We start from the raw sequence: 13,232 nt of genomic DNA on the forward strand, positions 1-13,232 counted from the left end.
TTTCGGGCTCCATAAAAGCATTCACTACACTTTTATGGGTTGTTTTACTCGCACACATCGAGTGGTACTGTTCAGTTTTCAAGGAACTTCTTTTTTGTATATCGCCACATCTCAGCGGCGACTTTATTAATTTATCACATACAAATCGATAAGTCAATAACAAAATCGAATTCGTTTGCGAAAAAATTAAAGCCCGTCGTTAGCGGACTTTATTTAATTTATCATATGCTCATCTAAGAGTCAATACCTTTATAAAATAAATTGTTTAATGATTACCAAAGCAGCGAGTCCGGGAAAACCCAAAAATCCAGCTACCGTAACCGTTACCGGGTTGATCGGAATTTCAAAAGCAAATGATTCCGCTACAAGATTGAAGAGAAAAAGGATGATACCGCCAATGACCAGATTCCCTACCGCCCATCCAGCCCACTTTACCCAGTTCCAGGCCCCCTGGTTCATCAATACAAAAACCAGACCTGCCACCACAACTACAATGCCAACTGTCACGCTATCCACTTTCTCTCTCCTTCCCTGCCTGCTTTTACCTATATACCTAAGAACATTGCTCTTATTGAAAAAAATAAATCAATACGGTAATTGTATTGTTTAATGCATGGAATAAAATCGCCGCCCAAATACTCCGATAGTAATGCCGTAGAAAGCCAAGCATTAATCCCATTGCAAACAACGACGGAAATAAAACAGGGTCTACATGAATCGCGCCAAATAGAAAGCTTGAACCAAGTATGCCAAGCACAGCACCAAAACGCCTGGTCAGAGCGGTTTGCAGCACTCCGCGAAACATCGTTTCTTCAGCAATCGGAACAAATAAGCCGACTAGCAACACTTCAACAATTCCAGCTACCCAACTTATGTTTTTCGCTTGAATTACTTCCCCGGAAATTTGCTCTTCTCTCCAGGAGTCCAATTCAAAGCGGAAATAATCAGCAATCGGAACAGTCACGATAAGATCCAACAAAAATGTAGAAAATAAATAGAAAAGGATAGCTGTAAAAAATAATTGCTTTACTTTGGCCGGACGGACAAATCCAATGTCATGCAGACGCCTTCCAAAAAGAAGCAGCGCAAACAAAAGCATCATGACCTGTGGCAAAAACGATTCAATAAACCCTAAAACAGATTGCTCAGAAAACCAGGGATACGGAAAAATCATATAAAACACAAGCATAGCACCGTAAGATACTTGATATAGAGCAAAGTAATACATCGCATATCTTCCGGAAACTCCGGTTTCCCATCCAGGGAATTCGTTTCGTATCGTTTTAAACAGGGCGGGAATATAAAAAAAAGCGGGAACAATACTGAAAAACAGGGTACCTATAAAAAAAACAAATCCCAGCAATGTCACATCCTCTGAAGATTCAACGCGCCATTTCCCCTGCTCTGTGGCTATCCACTGCAAGGATGAAAACTCGAGCGCCAAGCTGCTTACATATCCAATTAGCAGCAATAGTGCGGAGTAAAATGCTATTCTTTCCCACCGCTCTTGTCTAATCACATACTCACCTCACCATCTGTACAAACATATTCAATTTATCCATCAAAAAGAACAAGCTCCAAAAGAAAAAGCGGTGTTCCAACACATATCGGTCCCTCATTCTTAAAGAATGACCACGATGTTGAATCTACCGCCTTATTCTTCCTTAGAAGAAGTGGTACTTTTATAGCTCTCTTCTACCTTCCAGCGCTTTTGAAATCGTCACTTCATCCGCATATTCTAAATCGCCGCCAACCGGAAGGCCGTGCGCGATTCGAGTTACACGGATACCAAACGGTTTTACAAGTCGGGAAATATACATCGCCGTGGCCTCGCCCTCAATATTCGGATTCGTAGCCAAGATTAGTTCCTTCACTTCCTCGTCCTCTAAACGGCGCAGTAATTCAGGAACGCGAATGTCTTCCGGTCCGATTCCCTCCATGGGTGAAATCGCCCCATGCAGTACATGATAATATCCATTATATTCCCGCGTCTTTTCCATCGCAATCAAATCTTTCGGTTCCTGCACAACGCAAATCATCGATTTATCACGCGATGTATCCGCGCAGATTCGGCACGGGTCCACATCCGTAATATTCTGGCACACAGAACAATACACGAGGTTCCGCTTGGCGTTGACCAGTGCCTTTGCGATTTCCAAAACATCATCTTCCTTCATGCCTAACACAAAAAAAGCCAGACGCGCTGCCGTTTTCGGCCCAATGCCTGGCAATTTCATAAATCCGTCAATCAGTTTTGCTATTGGCTCGGGATAATACACACAGTTCTCCCCTATATCTTAGAATAATCCCGGTAGGTTCATGCCTCCCGTAAATTTGCCCATACTTTTTGCTACCATCTCATCGGCTTTGTTCATTGCTTCCGTCACTGCAGCCAGCACCAGGTCTTCCAGCATTTCTACATCATCCGGATCAACTGCTTCCGGCTTGATTTTAATGCTCAAAATCTCTTTGTGGCCATTGGCCGTGACAGTCACCATGCCACCACCGGATGTACCTTCTACCGTTTTCTCTTTCAGCTCTTCCTGTGCTTTTTGCATCTGCTGCTGCATCTTTTTCATCTGCTTCATCATGTTTTGCATATTTCCGCCACCGAACATATTCGTTCCTCCTAATCTTTTATGTCTACCAACTCTTCACCAAAAAGTTTAACAGCTTCATCAACCACCGGCTCAGACTCCGATTCCGTTTGCTCTGCCGCCTGTTCTCGTTCCTGATTAGGCGCCCCCACAGATTCACTAATCTCTTTCCACTGGTTTTCCATCAGTGTAAACAATTCAACAGACCGATTAATAAACCCTTTTACTACTTCTTCGATTAACTGCTTGTTTAACTCGCGGGATGTCGTCTCACAGTGAATCACACTTTTAAAACATACGACCAGAGCATCCTGAGACAACGCTACTGGCCGCCCATCTAAAAGCCATGCATGCAGACGCACGCTACGTGCTTTCACTTGCTGCAAAATATCCGGCCAGATGGCGCGCAGCCGTTTAAGCTGCGGCTCGATCGAAGCGGCCGCCACTTCCCGGATTCGCCCCGTTGGAATTTTGACAGTGGGCTGTATACTTGAACGCCGCGTTTCCCTACGCGGTGCCGCTGCAACCGTCAGCTCCTGTCCCCCTGCATTTCCGTTCTCTAACCGCTTAATCTGATTCTCCAGCATTTGAATACGTCGCTTTAATTGTTCCACTTCTTCCGAAGACATCCCTGCTGAGCCGGATGAAAGACCGGAAGAGTGAGAGCCCATTGAAGCAGCCTGTTCACCAATCTGGCAAAGCTGGATAAGGATAAGCTCCAACATAATCCTCGCCTGACTCGCCCGCTTCATATCGTGCTTGGCTTGATTCAGCTTCTCAATAATCAGAAATAGATGGGAACGTTCAAATACATCGCCCAATTCCTGGAACTTATCATCGAGCATAATGCGATCCTGTATCTCTTCAAGCTGTGGTGCCGTCTTATAAAGAAGTAAGTCACGGAAATAGAAAAGTAAATCATCCAGAAATTGTTCTGGACTTTTGCCATTCTGCACCAGCCTGCGCACTACGTCAAGCGCATCCGACGCCGCTCCTTCCTTAATATGAAGAGCTGTCTCAGCAAGTATCGCATGCGAAGCGGAACCCGTAATCGCCATCACATCTTCAAGCTCAATTCTCTCCCCGCCAAAGGAAAGCGCCTGATCGAGAAGACTTAATGCATCCCGCATTCCACCTTCGGCCATGCGTGCAATAAACGTAAGCGCCTGATCCGATATAGTAATATTCTCGGCGGCAATCGCTTGCTTCATCCGGCCTACAAGTTGCGCACTTCCAATACGGCGAAAATCAAAACGCTGGCAGCGCGAAATAATGGTGGCCGGGAGCTTATGCGGATCGGTTGTCGCCAGAATAAAAATCACATGCGCCGGCGGCTCTTCCAGCGTCTTCAACAATGCGTTGAACGCTTCCGGTGTCAGCATGTGTACTTCATCCACAATATATACTTTATAACGGACTTCGGTCGGAGCGTATTTCACTTTATCGCGAATATCACGGATTTCTTCAATTCGACGGTTGGATGCAGCATCAATCTCCATTACATCTACAACCGAACCTTCCGTAATACCCCGGCAGGCAGCACATTCATTGCAGGGCTCGGGCGCCGGCCCCCGCTCACAGTTGACCGCTTTCGCCATCACTTTTGCGGCGCTCGTCTTTCCCGTTCCCCGCGGCCCGTTAAACAAATACGCATGCGAAAACCTCTGCTCTTTAAGCGCGTTCTGCAGCGTTCTTGTCACATGTTCTTGACCTACAATATCGGCAAACGTTTGCGGACGCCAAATACGATACAGTGCCCGATAAGCCATCTTGTATCTCCATCTTTCTTGCGGTGCATGTATGAAAAAATGCCCGCGAATAATATAATTCACGCATTTTTTATTATATCATTTTCTTTACTTTGCGGAAAAGGGAAAGAGGATTGTTAACAGGAAGGGAGCAGAATATGAAAAATTGTTCCGTAGCCTTTGCTTGATACACGGATGCTTCCGCCCATATCATGAATAATCTTTTGACATACAGGAAGACCCAAGCCCGTACCGTTTTCCTTGGTTGTAAAAAAGGGTTCGAAAATTTTATCCGCCAAATAGGGAGGAATGCCAGGGCCTGTATCATGAATCGTAATCTCTACATGGCTTTCCATGTGGAAAAATCGCACTGTCAACGTCCCTTTTCCTCCTATTGCCTCAATGCCGTTCTTTGCAATATTCAAGAAAACCTGCTTTAACAGTTCGCTGTCCCCCATAATTAACGGAAGCGAGTTCTCTTTCTCCACGACCACTTCTACGCCATACAGCAGCGCTTCATTTTTTACTATTGGCAGAATTTCCATGCATACTTGCTCCACGTCCACAAGCTTATACTGAATTTCTTTCTGTTTGCTCAGCAATAAAAATTCACTAACCAAATCATTAATGCGTTTAACTTCAATCAGCATAATGTCCGTATAACCCTTTTCCTTATCCATACCTGCTTCAGCCAGTGATTTATTCATCATCTGCAAAAAACCGTTAATGGATGTAAGCGGATTACGGATTTCATGAGCGGTCCCGGCCGCAATCTGTCCAATCATCGCCAGCCTGTCACTGCGCTCAATCTTGTCGACCAACGAACGTGTATTTGTCACGTCCTTAAATATGTAGTATCCACCTTTGATTTTTCCTGCCGTATCTCGCAGCACATCCGAATCTACAATCAATTCAAACCGCTGGTTCCCGTTAAACCAGGAATACGGCTTATCAGACATCGTAACTCCTCTCAGCACTGCGGAAGAAATAAATCCCTGGTCTTCTTTCATGCCGGGAAACGCATCCTCAATCATCCGGTTAATGACATGCTGCTTCTCCACACCTAGTATGGCGCAGGCCGTATCACTGATTTCGATGATATGTGCATGTTCGTTCAATATAACGATGCCCAAATTAATATTCTGAATGATTTGAGGATAAAAACAAGACGAAAGCGATTGACCCGGAATATCTCGAATTGTAGGCAGCACAAGATAATGCAGGGACGCTTGATTATTATCACTGTAAATTATCAAATCACACATACATGTACTACCAGAGCGCAACTTTAACAAACCTCGCGGCATACGATTGGATTTACTTTGCAAAACATTGCAATGGTGAAGCCAGGATGCAAACCGTTCTTTTGTAACAAATAAGTCGTGAAACGTTTTTTCTTTTATCTCTGTATAGGTGTGTCCCGTAGCCTGTAGCAAAATGGAATTCGCTTCTATAACCCTTCCTTCCCCATCTAAAAAAACGGCAGCAAAAGGAACACTGTGTAAATAGCGTCTCATTTGATCCATATTGACTTCTAATTGAAACAAATTGTCGGGCATTTTTCTTTTCACCCCACTACCGGAGATATTTGCCATATTGATATATTCTGTCTATTTTTATAATTTCCTTTTTATTCCGCAAAATAAAACTCCTGATGTATAGCACATCAGGAGTTTTATAAAAATAGAGCCGCACACCTGCCGTCGATACGTTCATCCAGGCGGCTCCGTGCAGTTAGCTCAAGCCAGGCCACCCTGCGGCACACGGGATGGTCCACTTATGGCTGCTTCCTTCCGGACCTGACCAGGTTCATGGGTTCCCGTTGCACAGGACCCGACTCTCAACACCACTTACACAGACCTGACCCCACATGAAGCGCACCTCAGACAGGAATTCAACCCCGCTACAGCGGATTGCGGGTACAGGGCACCGCTACCTCCCCGTCTAGTGCGACAAATTTATACACAATGTTATGCAGCATCACTGCCTAATTATCTTATCAAAAAAGAAAAAGCAACGCAAGCTTTTGTCCGTGCCGTTATATGCGTAAATCCTGGCATAGCGTCTTGCTTTACTCCTTTTCTTCCAGTTTGTCGAAGTTCACCAGCTTATTTATTTCTTGAATAAGGGCAGCGGCTTTATTAAATGAAGATTTGCCGTCGGTAATGTATGTATTTAGCTCAACTAAAACACCGGTCACTTCAGTGAGGTCGAGGATATCCATATACTTCTGCAACTCCGTCGTCTGCTTCATTACGTCATATGCCAATTGCGTTGTATATGGCTTCCTGGTCATCTCTGCGATATCAGCGGCCATAACCCGCACCACAGCTGGAATTTGCCCTCGAAAAGGCGAGGCGTCCTCCGGTATCTTCGTAGCCCGTCCTTCACGATTAATAACGATACCATTCGTGTATTTGGCATCTCCGGTGAACGGATCAATCACCATCTTGTCCGGACGACCTTTTCTTGGCTTATCCAGGGGCTTTTCAAACGGCTGTTCAATTATGGAGAACGTCGCCTGTATCTTATCGAGACGCGGATCGGAAACCGGAATCTTCGGTTTTTGTATTTGCTCATATACAAGACTTTTGCGCATTTCTGCTTCAAACTGGGAAGGGGTGGCGTTTTCATCGATATTTACCTGGTAAGGTGGTTCGTTGGTAGGTACGATGTCCGAAATATTCTGATCTTCCGCCTGTGCGCTTTCAAGCACGGAAGAAGCAACGAATACACCGGCACTAATAATGGACGTGGCGACAACCAGAGATAAAACGACGTTTCTCTTTCTCATGCGGGATTCTCCTCTTTCATACTTCTTGAAAAGGAAAAGCCGTTTTCGTGAAATTTCTTGCCTATGTCTTTGTACTAGTCCAGGAATTTTTTCTCTTTTACCGAAGAATAAGCATGCTCTACAAGGCGAATTTCCCGAATGCTCTCCCAATCGTTCTCTATCTCTTCTATAATGCAACGGACCAGCCCCGTATAGCAAGCATACATATCAGACCGTGTCATGCATGCTTCAAAGACTGCACGGTAAATGTCTTGTTTTGCCATATCATACCTCCAACGGATAGATAAAAATTGGTTAAATAGTATTACTTAGAATTTTAAGTTGCTTATGTTAGTAAGTAAAGATATTCGACAAAATATTCCATAAAAACAAAAAACTTCGACTTTCACACGAAAATCGAAGCTTAAGCTTGTTCTTTCATTCGGTACGTTGTTCGTGTAATACGCTTTGCATCAAAATGTGAAGTAAATACTCTCCCACTCCAATGAATAGCGCAGCGACCAAAGAAACGAGCAGCACCGGGGTATCTGCATGAAAAAAACCGAGTCCCGTCAGCCAGATAACCAGGAACGCGATACCGAAATCAAAAAGAGTCGCTATCAAATTATTGGTAAGCGGCAAAATAACCAAATCTCCTACATAATAGCTTATTACGCAGAGAAGGAAGCTGATCATCAGAATGTCCTTTATCTCTTCTCTATAGATCAAACCTAAAATAAAAGCCAGAACTCCTGTGACTGCCACGACTTTTATCACTATGGTGTCTATACTTTCCAAAGGTTCCTTCAATGACATCATCCCTTTTGCGGATTGTTTTCATGTTTATAGTTGCATAACTTATTCGATTTTATTCGCGACTCTCCAGTCATACAAAACCACCATGACCAATTAGCCACAAGCTCTGCCATGAAAATGAAGGGAAGGACGGCTGACTTTTTGTGGTACGAAGAAAAAGAGAGAAGAGAACGAGGGAATGATTTCAATGGGGAAAAAGGCGAAGGCCTTTTTCTTCCTTAGATCTTCTTTTCTCTTTCCCTCCTTCTTTTTTCCTTATTTTCACAAAAAAACCTTCAATCGCCAGATCAAGCAATTGAAGGTCTATGTTTCTTAAACAGAAAAGTATGTATGGCGGAGATGGAGGGATTCGAACCCCCGCGCGCCGCAAGACGCCTAACTGATTTCGAGTCAGTCCCCTTCAGCCGGACTTGGGTACATCTCCGAATTATGCCTTTATATCGTCAGACTGAGAATTATCATATCATATCTTTTTAAGATAAATCAACGCTTCTTTATCTATACACCATAAAATAACGCTCTCATTTTTTTTTGCGCTCTCCTTTCCCAGAGGGCGTTTTTTCTTTCTTTCGGTATTGATTTTACCCTCCATCAATTTTATAATAAAAATCAAATTTGTACTGACTAGTCAGTTTAAAAAACGAGGTGAAAGTATGCGCGCAAAAACAAAAACATTAATCTTCCAGGGCGCCCTCAAAGCGTTCGCGGAGAAAGGTTTTAACGAGACGACAATGGAACAAATCGCGGAGATCTGTGGCGTCGCAAAAGGTACCCTCTACTATAACTTCAAAACAAAAGAAGACCTGTATATATTCGTAATGGAATCGGGCGTGCAGAACTTCATTACAATGATTCAGGATTACATCGATGTGGTGAGCGAAGATAATTTTCGCCAGCGTATTATCAGACTGGTGGCAGCTCATTTCGATTTCTTCCAGAATGAGCAGGATTTCTGCCGCCTGCTTCTCAGCCGCAGTTGGGGTACGCAGGAGAGGCATCATACCATTCGTCACGTGCTGCAGAAATATTTCGTTCTCCTGGAGCAGGAACTGCAAGCCGCAAAAGACAGGGGAAAGCTCCCTCACCATATGGACGTCGCGGTCATTGCCAGCAGCCTCTTTGGCATGATCGGATTTACCGCCATGCGCACCATTAGTCATGAAGAATCGCTTGACAATCCCACATTGCGCTACAACCTGCAGAGTCTGGTGCTACATATGCTTGGAATTTTTGAAGAAGAGTAACAAAATGGAGAGGTAGAGGTGGAGAAAAAGATGAAAGGGATTCGCATGATTATGTTTACTACGATGGCCTTGCTGATCGGTGGCGGCGCCTATGCGCTGGCTTCGTATGGTGAAACAAACCGCATTGAAGCAACTTCCACCAGCCAGCCGACAGCGTATGTTGAAGCGACAAATATGAACGTCAGCTTCAAAATGGGAGGCCGCATCAGCGAAATCTATGTCAAAGAAGGTGACCGGGTAAAGAAAGGTCAGTTGCTCGCCCGCCTGGAAAGCAAGGAGCTACAGGATAAAGCGGCACAGGCACAGGCTGCGCTGAGTGCGGCAGAAGCCGGTGTAGAGCAGGCACAAGCGGCTGTCTCCGCAGCCGAAGCGAAAAAGGCACAGGGACAAAGTTCGGTAGATGTAACCGCAGAGACCGTAGAACGCCAGGTTGCACAGGCACAGGCCGCTGTAAAAGCCGCACAGGCGCATGTGAATGCATTGAAGAATGGGGCACGTAAAGAAGAGCGTGAGCAGGCGCAGATTAAAGTGAATGCCACCAAAGAAGCATACCGCCTTGCGGAGGACAATTATAACCGTATGAAGACCCTGCTTGAACAGGGAGCAGTGCCGCAGGCGAAAGTCGACGAAGCCGAATTAAATTACCAGAAAGCAAAAGCAGAATATGAAGCCGCCCAAAAACAATACGAAATGGTGCAGAACGGACCGCGTAAGGAAGAAATTCAGGCTGCAGAAGCACAGCTTGAACAGGCGAAAGCTGCCGTTGCACTGGCTGAAGCAGGCAAAGGGCAAATTACCCTGCGTCAAGAAGACGTTCACGCAGCAGAAGCCGGGATTTCTCAGGCAGCCTCTTCCGTATCATCTGCCAATGCCAACATGTCAAAAGCACGGGCTGCATTAAATGAAGCGAAAACATATATCGGTTATACTGAACTCCGTGCACCGGCAGACGGTATTATTACATCCCAGTCGGCACAACTGGGCGAGCTGGTCGGAGCCGGCTTCCCAGTATTTACGTTAGAAGTAACCAAAGATCGCTGGGCCAAATTCTACTTCCCTGAAACAGAGCTTGACGGCCTAAAAGTCGGAGATGTAATTAACATGAAGCTCATCTCTACCGGTAAAACTGTAAAAGGCAAAATCACGGTTATTCAACCGGCTGCTGATTTCGCAATTCAAAAGCCGAGCCAGAATACAGGTGATACGGATGTGCGCTCGTTCGGCGTAAAAGTTACCTTTACCGATCTGCCGGATTACACAGCGACGGGCATGACGATCCAATGGCAGAATAAAGGGGAGAAGTAACCATGGTATCTCCACTAAAGGTAGGAGCCGTTATCCGCGAAGAATGGTTGAACATTCTTCGCGACCGGCGTCTTTTTGCCATTCTTTTTCTTGTTCCGCTGCTGTATACGGCATTATTCGGTTATTTATACTCGAACCTGCGGCTGAAGGAAATTCCGACTGTCGTCTTCGACGGCGACAACAGTCAGCTTAGCCGGCAAATTGTCCAATCGTTTGACGAGACAGAAACATTCCGCATCGCAAAACATACTTTATCCGAGAGTGAAGTAGAACGAACAATTGAAAGAGGAGAAGCGCGAGTCGGCATTATTATTCCGAACGATTTCTCTACACGTTTAAAACACGGGGAAAACGTTCCGGTACTGACCTTCGTAGACGGAAGCAACATGCTGTTCTCCAACTCGGCCACCCGCGCCGCCAATCAGATAATCACGACATTCAGCTACGGCGCTTCTTCCGTCAAACTTAAGCAGCAAGGACTACAGGATGAACAAATTACGGCGACCTTCTCCCAGATACCGTTCCGCTCCCGCGTACTGTATAATCCGATGTTTAACTACAATGAATTTCTTGTATATGGTCTCATCGGGGCGATTCTGCAGCAAGTACTCCTGCTTGGCGTGGCGCTAACAGTAACGCGTGATAAAGAGAAGGGCACATGGAACCGGTTTGCCGTATGGCGTGGACTTCCGTGGAGAATCGCTTACGCGAAGACAGCTCCTTACTTCCTGATTGGGCTGGTTAACAACGTAACTGCATTCACCCTTGCCCTGTATGTATTCCACCTACCATTCCGCGGATTGCTCCTGCCGGCCGCCACTCTTTCCATAAGCTTTGTATTTGCGCTGCTTGGCATAGGCTATCTAGCAAGTTTATTTTCCGGCAACCAGGTGGGTTCGACACAGATTACGATGCTGATTGCCGTCCCGTCTTTCCTGCTATCGGGATTTACGTGGCCATTCGAAGCAATGCCTTATGCGCTCGATGTGGCTGGCCATCTGCTGCCGCTTACGTATTTTCTGGACGGCGTACGAGAAATTTTCATTAAGGGACACGGGTTTGAGACAATGTGGCGTGACTGCGTAACATTGGGCCTTATGGGTGCAGTTACGTATTTTATCGCATTCTTGCTTACTCCCTTATTTATAAAAGCAGAACAAAAAACAGAGCAAGAAGTTTCCCCTTCTCCCTCTGTCCAGGCTTAAGATATCGTACTGAGAAAGCGCGAGCGTTCGTAAAAATACGACATTCGCGCTTTTTTACATTCACTAAATAAAATAGGAAAATATATCTTTGCATAATTTCCCTGATCACTTTACAATTAAATACGAACAAATGTTCTTATTATATGTTGTGTTTTCCCTTCTTTTTCCCTCTTTATATAAAAAAGGAGGGTGATGAGCATGCAGGAGACATCCAATTCCCGTATACACCGGCTTATCCGAAATTTTTTGCAGGACGAGACATCCGCTCTCCTCTTTGAGCGCGCCCTAAGCGATCCGACACCGTATAATCAGGAGAGGGTAGATTATCGTTTTCGAGCTTTCTGCAGGGAGATTCAATTCATCGCATATCTGTCTACCTTGATTCATTATCACGCGATTGCATATGACAAACGGATTCGGGCGCAGAACGCTCACTGTCCACTGCGGCTTGATGCCCCGCTTGACGATGAAGGAAGCTCAGCAATACTGGATAGGGTAGCCGCATCAGAAGAAATAGACTTCCATAGCGATGCGCTCATCACTCTGGAAGAAATCAGTGAGCATAGAGCGTTCTATCATGCGCTGCGGCTTCTTACGGACAAAGAAAAGCAGATACTCGAAAAGGTTTATATTCAGAATTTCTCCGATACGGAAATCGCCCGCAAGCTCGGTGTATCCCAGCAAACCGTCTCCAAAACGAGAAAAAAAGCGCTTGCCAAACTGCGCATGAGTATGAAGGAGGGACGAGACTTTTGCCAATCCACACAGAACACCCAAGCCTGATATCCCTTGCGAGAAAAGCACAACGCCAGGATAAAGAAGCCATGCTGGCCATTCTCCAGCGGTTCCAGCCAAAGATTGAACGTTCTCTCTACCAGACTTCTTACGAAGAACGGGAAGATTTGCGCCAGCATCTATGCTTGAAAGTCATGGAGGCCGTACACAATTACCGCGTCCAGCCGGCTCCTTCGTTCTGGGAACTTTATCAGGTTACAGAAATAGCGCGAGAAAGCCCACGTCTTTAGGCGTGTGGATGAATCGTGTCGCACAAACGTTCGGTTTTGTGGTATACTACAGGAAGAGATTTCTAAATAAGAGGAGGGTTTCGATGAAGCTCACCCACTCGTTTCGCATTCCGTATGATCCGGTGCTGTATGCGGCGCTCAGAGACTACCAACGCGAAGCCGCGCGGGTATGGAACGATACGCTCGAAGAAGCCGTGTTGTATTTTCGCACGTGGAAGCGGTGGGCTTCTAAAACACTGCTGCAGGCAAACCGCAAACAAGCGTACCGCCTTCATTCGCAAACCGTGCAGGCCATCGTGGACAAATATGACGAATGCCGCAAGGGAACGAAGGAGAAACGCAGGAGAGGCGACCGCCGGGCCAGGTATCCGTGGCGCAAAAAGCATTTCTTCTGCCTTCCGTTTAAACAAAACGGGTTTGTCGTCACGGGCGAGCAGATTGTACTAAAGTTCAAAAATGACAAACCATTGCTTGCGGGCCTTCTCACCGCAAAGGTTGCGCAGAAGCGGAAATGGCTGG

14 protein-coding genes, 1 tRNA gene, 1 other RNA gene and 1 pseudogene are annotated in these 13,232 nt (G+C 45.7%); 6 read left to right on the top strand and 11 right to left on the bottom strand.

Annotated features, from left to right (window positions below):
- Nucleotides 1-249: 249 nt before the first annotated feature.
- From B2899_RS09315 to B2899_RS09365, 11 genes are all read right to left on the bottom strand, one after another.
- A complete protein-coding gene (locus B2899_RS09315; protein ID WP_146812199.1) occupies nucleotides 250-516 on the bottom strand; it encodes a pro-sigmaK processing inhibitor BofA family protein in 267 nt (88 codons plus the stop codon).
- A 52-nt stretch (nucleotides 517-568) separates the two neighbouring features.
- Nucleotides 569-1,519, bottom strand: coding sequence for a CPBP family intramembrane glutamic endopeptidase (locus B2899_RS09320; protein ID WP_286885282.1), 951 nt, complete (start codon nucleotides 1,517-1,519; stop codon nucleotides 569-571).
- 163 nt (nucleotides 1,520-1,682) lie between these two features.
- Nucleotides 1,683-2,279 carry a recombination mediator RecR gene (gene recR / locus B2899_RS09325; protein WP_146812201.1) on the bottom strand — a complete coding sequence of 199 codons (597 nt, stop codon included), beginning with the start codon at nucleotides 2,277-2,279 and terminating at the stop codon, nucleotides 1,683-1,685.
- 18 nt (nucleotides 2,280-2,297) lie between these two features.
- A complete protein-coding gene (locus B2899_RS09330; RefSeq protein WP_146812202.1) occupies nucleotides 2,298-2,618 on the bottom strand; it encodes a YbaB/EbfC family nucleoid-associated protein in 321 nt (106 codons plus the stop codon).
- An 11-nt stretch (nucleotides 2,619-2,629) separates the two neighbouring features.
- Entirely contained in the window at nucleotides 2,630-4,366 is a 1,737-nt protein-coding gene (dnaX, locus tag B2899_RS09335; RefSeq protein ID WP_146812203.1) for a DNA polymerase III subunit gamma/tau, read from the bottom strand.
- A gap of 116 nt (nucleotides 4,367-4,482) precedes the next feature.
- Entirely contained in the window at nucleotides 4,483-5,610 is a 1,128-nt protein-coding gene (locus B2899_RS09340; RefSeq protein ID WP_286885289.1) for an ATP-binding protein, read from the bottom strand.
- A gap of 424 nt (nucleotides 5,611-6,034) precedes the next feature.
- Nucleotides 6,035-6,298: signal recognition particle sRNA large type (gene ffs / locus B2899_RS09345), an RNA gene on the bottom strand.
- Nucleotides 6,299-6,416: 118 nt separating this feature from the next.
- Nucleotides 6,417-7,139 (bottom strand): hypothetical protein, encoded by a 723-nt coding sequence (locus B2899_RS09350; protein WP_146812205.1) that lies wholly within the window; start codon nucleotides 7,137-7,139, stop codon nucleotides 6,417-6,419.
- 74 nt (nucleotides 7,140-7,213) lie between these two features.
- Complete coding sequence (locus B2899_RS09355) at nucleotides 7,214-7,402, bottom strand: hypothetical protein (protein WP_146812206.1); 189 nt, start codon at nucleotides 7,400-7,402, stop codon at nucleotides 7,214-7,216.
- Nucleotides 7,403-7,556: 154 nt separating this feature from the next.
- Nucleotides 7,557-7,928, bottom strand: a complete 372-nt coding sequence (locus tag B2899_RS09360; RefSeq protein WP_170230391.1) for a DUF2512 family protein — start codon at nucleotides 7,926-7,928, stop codon at nucleotides 7,557-7,559.
- 337 nt (nucleotides 7,929-8,265) lie between these two features.
- Nucleotides 8,266-8,358, bottom strand: a tRNA-Ser gene (locus B2899_RS09365).
- 229 nt (nucleotides 8,359-8,587) lie between these two features.
- Here B2899_RS09365 and B2899_RS09370 point away from each other — a divergent pair.
- From B2899_RS09370 to B2899_RS09395, 6 genes and pseudogenes are all read left to right on the top strand, one after another.
- Nucleotides 8,588-9,178: a TetR/AcrR family transcriptional regulator gene (locus B2899_RS09370; protein ID WP_286885293.1), complete on the top strand. Its 591-nt coding sequence runs from the start codon at nucleotides 8,588-8,590 to the stop codon at nucleotides 9,176-9,178.
- Between the two features lie 30 nt (nucleotides 9,179-9,208).
- Entirely contained in the window at nucleotides 9,209-10,483 is a 1,275-nt protein-coding gene (locus B2899_RS09375) for an HlyD family secretion protein (protein WP_286885294.1), read from the top strand.
- 2 nt (nucleotides 10,484-10,485) lie between these two features.
- Nucleotides 10,486-11,688, top strand: a complete 1,203-nt coding sequence (locus B2899_RS09380; protein ID WP_286885296.1) for an ABC transporter permease — start codon at nucleotides 10,486-10,488, stop codon at nucleotides 11,686-11,688.
- A 198-nt stretch (nucleotides 11,689-11,886) separates the two neighbouring features.
- Nucleotides 11,887-12,471 (top strand): sigma-70 family RNA polymerase sigma factor, encoded by a 585-nt coding sequence (locus tag B2899_RS09385; protein ID WP_286885298.1) that lies wholly within the window; start codon nucleotides 11,887-11,889, stop codon nucleotides 12,469-12,471.
- Nucleotides 12,441-12,713: a helix-turn-helix domain-containing protein gene (locus B2899_RS09390; RefSeq protein ID WP_286885299.1), complete on the top strand. Its 273-nt coding sequence runs from the start codon at nucleotides 12,441-12,443 to the stop codon at nucleotides 12,711-12,713. The genes B2899_RS09385 and B2899_RS09390 overlap by 31 nt, the downstream gene beginning before the upstream one ends.
- A gap of 83 nt (nucleotides 12,714-12,796) precedes the next feature.
- Nucleotides 12,797-13,232 (top strand): annotated as a pseudogene (locus B2899_RS09395) (RNA-guided endonuclease TnpB family protein); the annotation flags it as partial.

Source organism: Aneurinibacillus sp. UBA3580, assembly GCF_002375825.1.
Taxonomy (GTDB): Bacteria; Bacillota; Bacilli; order Aneurinibacillales; family Aneurinibacillaceae; genus Aneurinibacillus; species Aneurinibacillus danicus.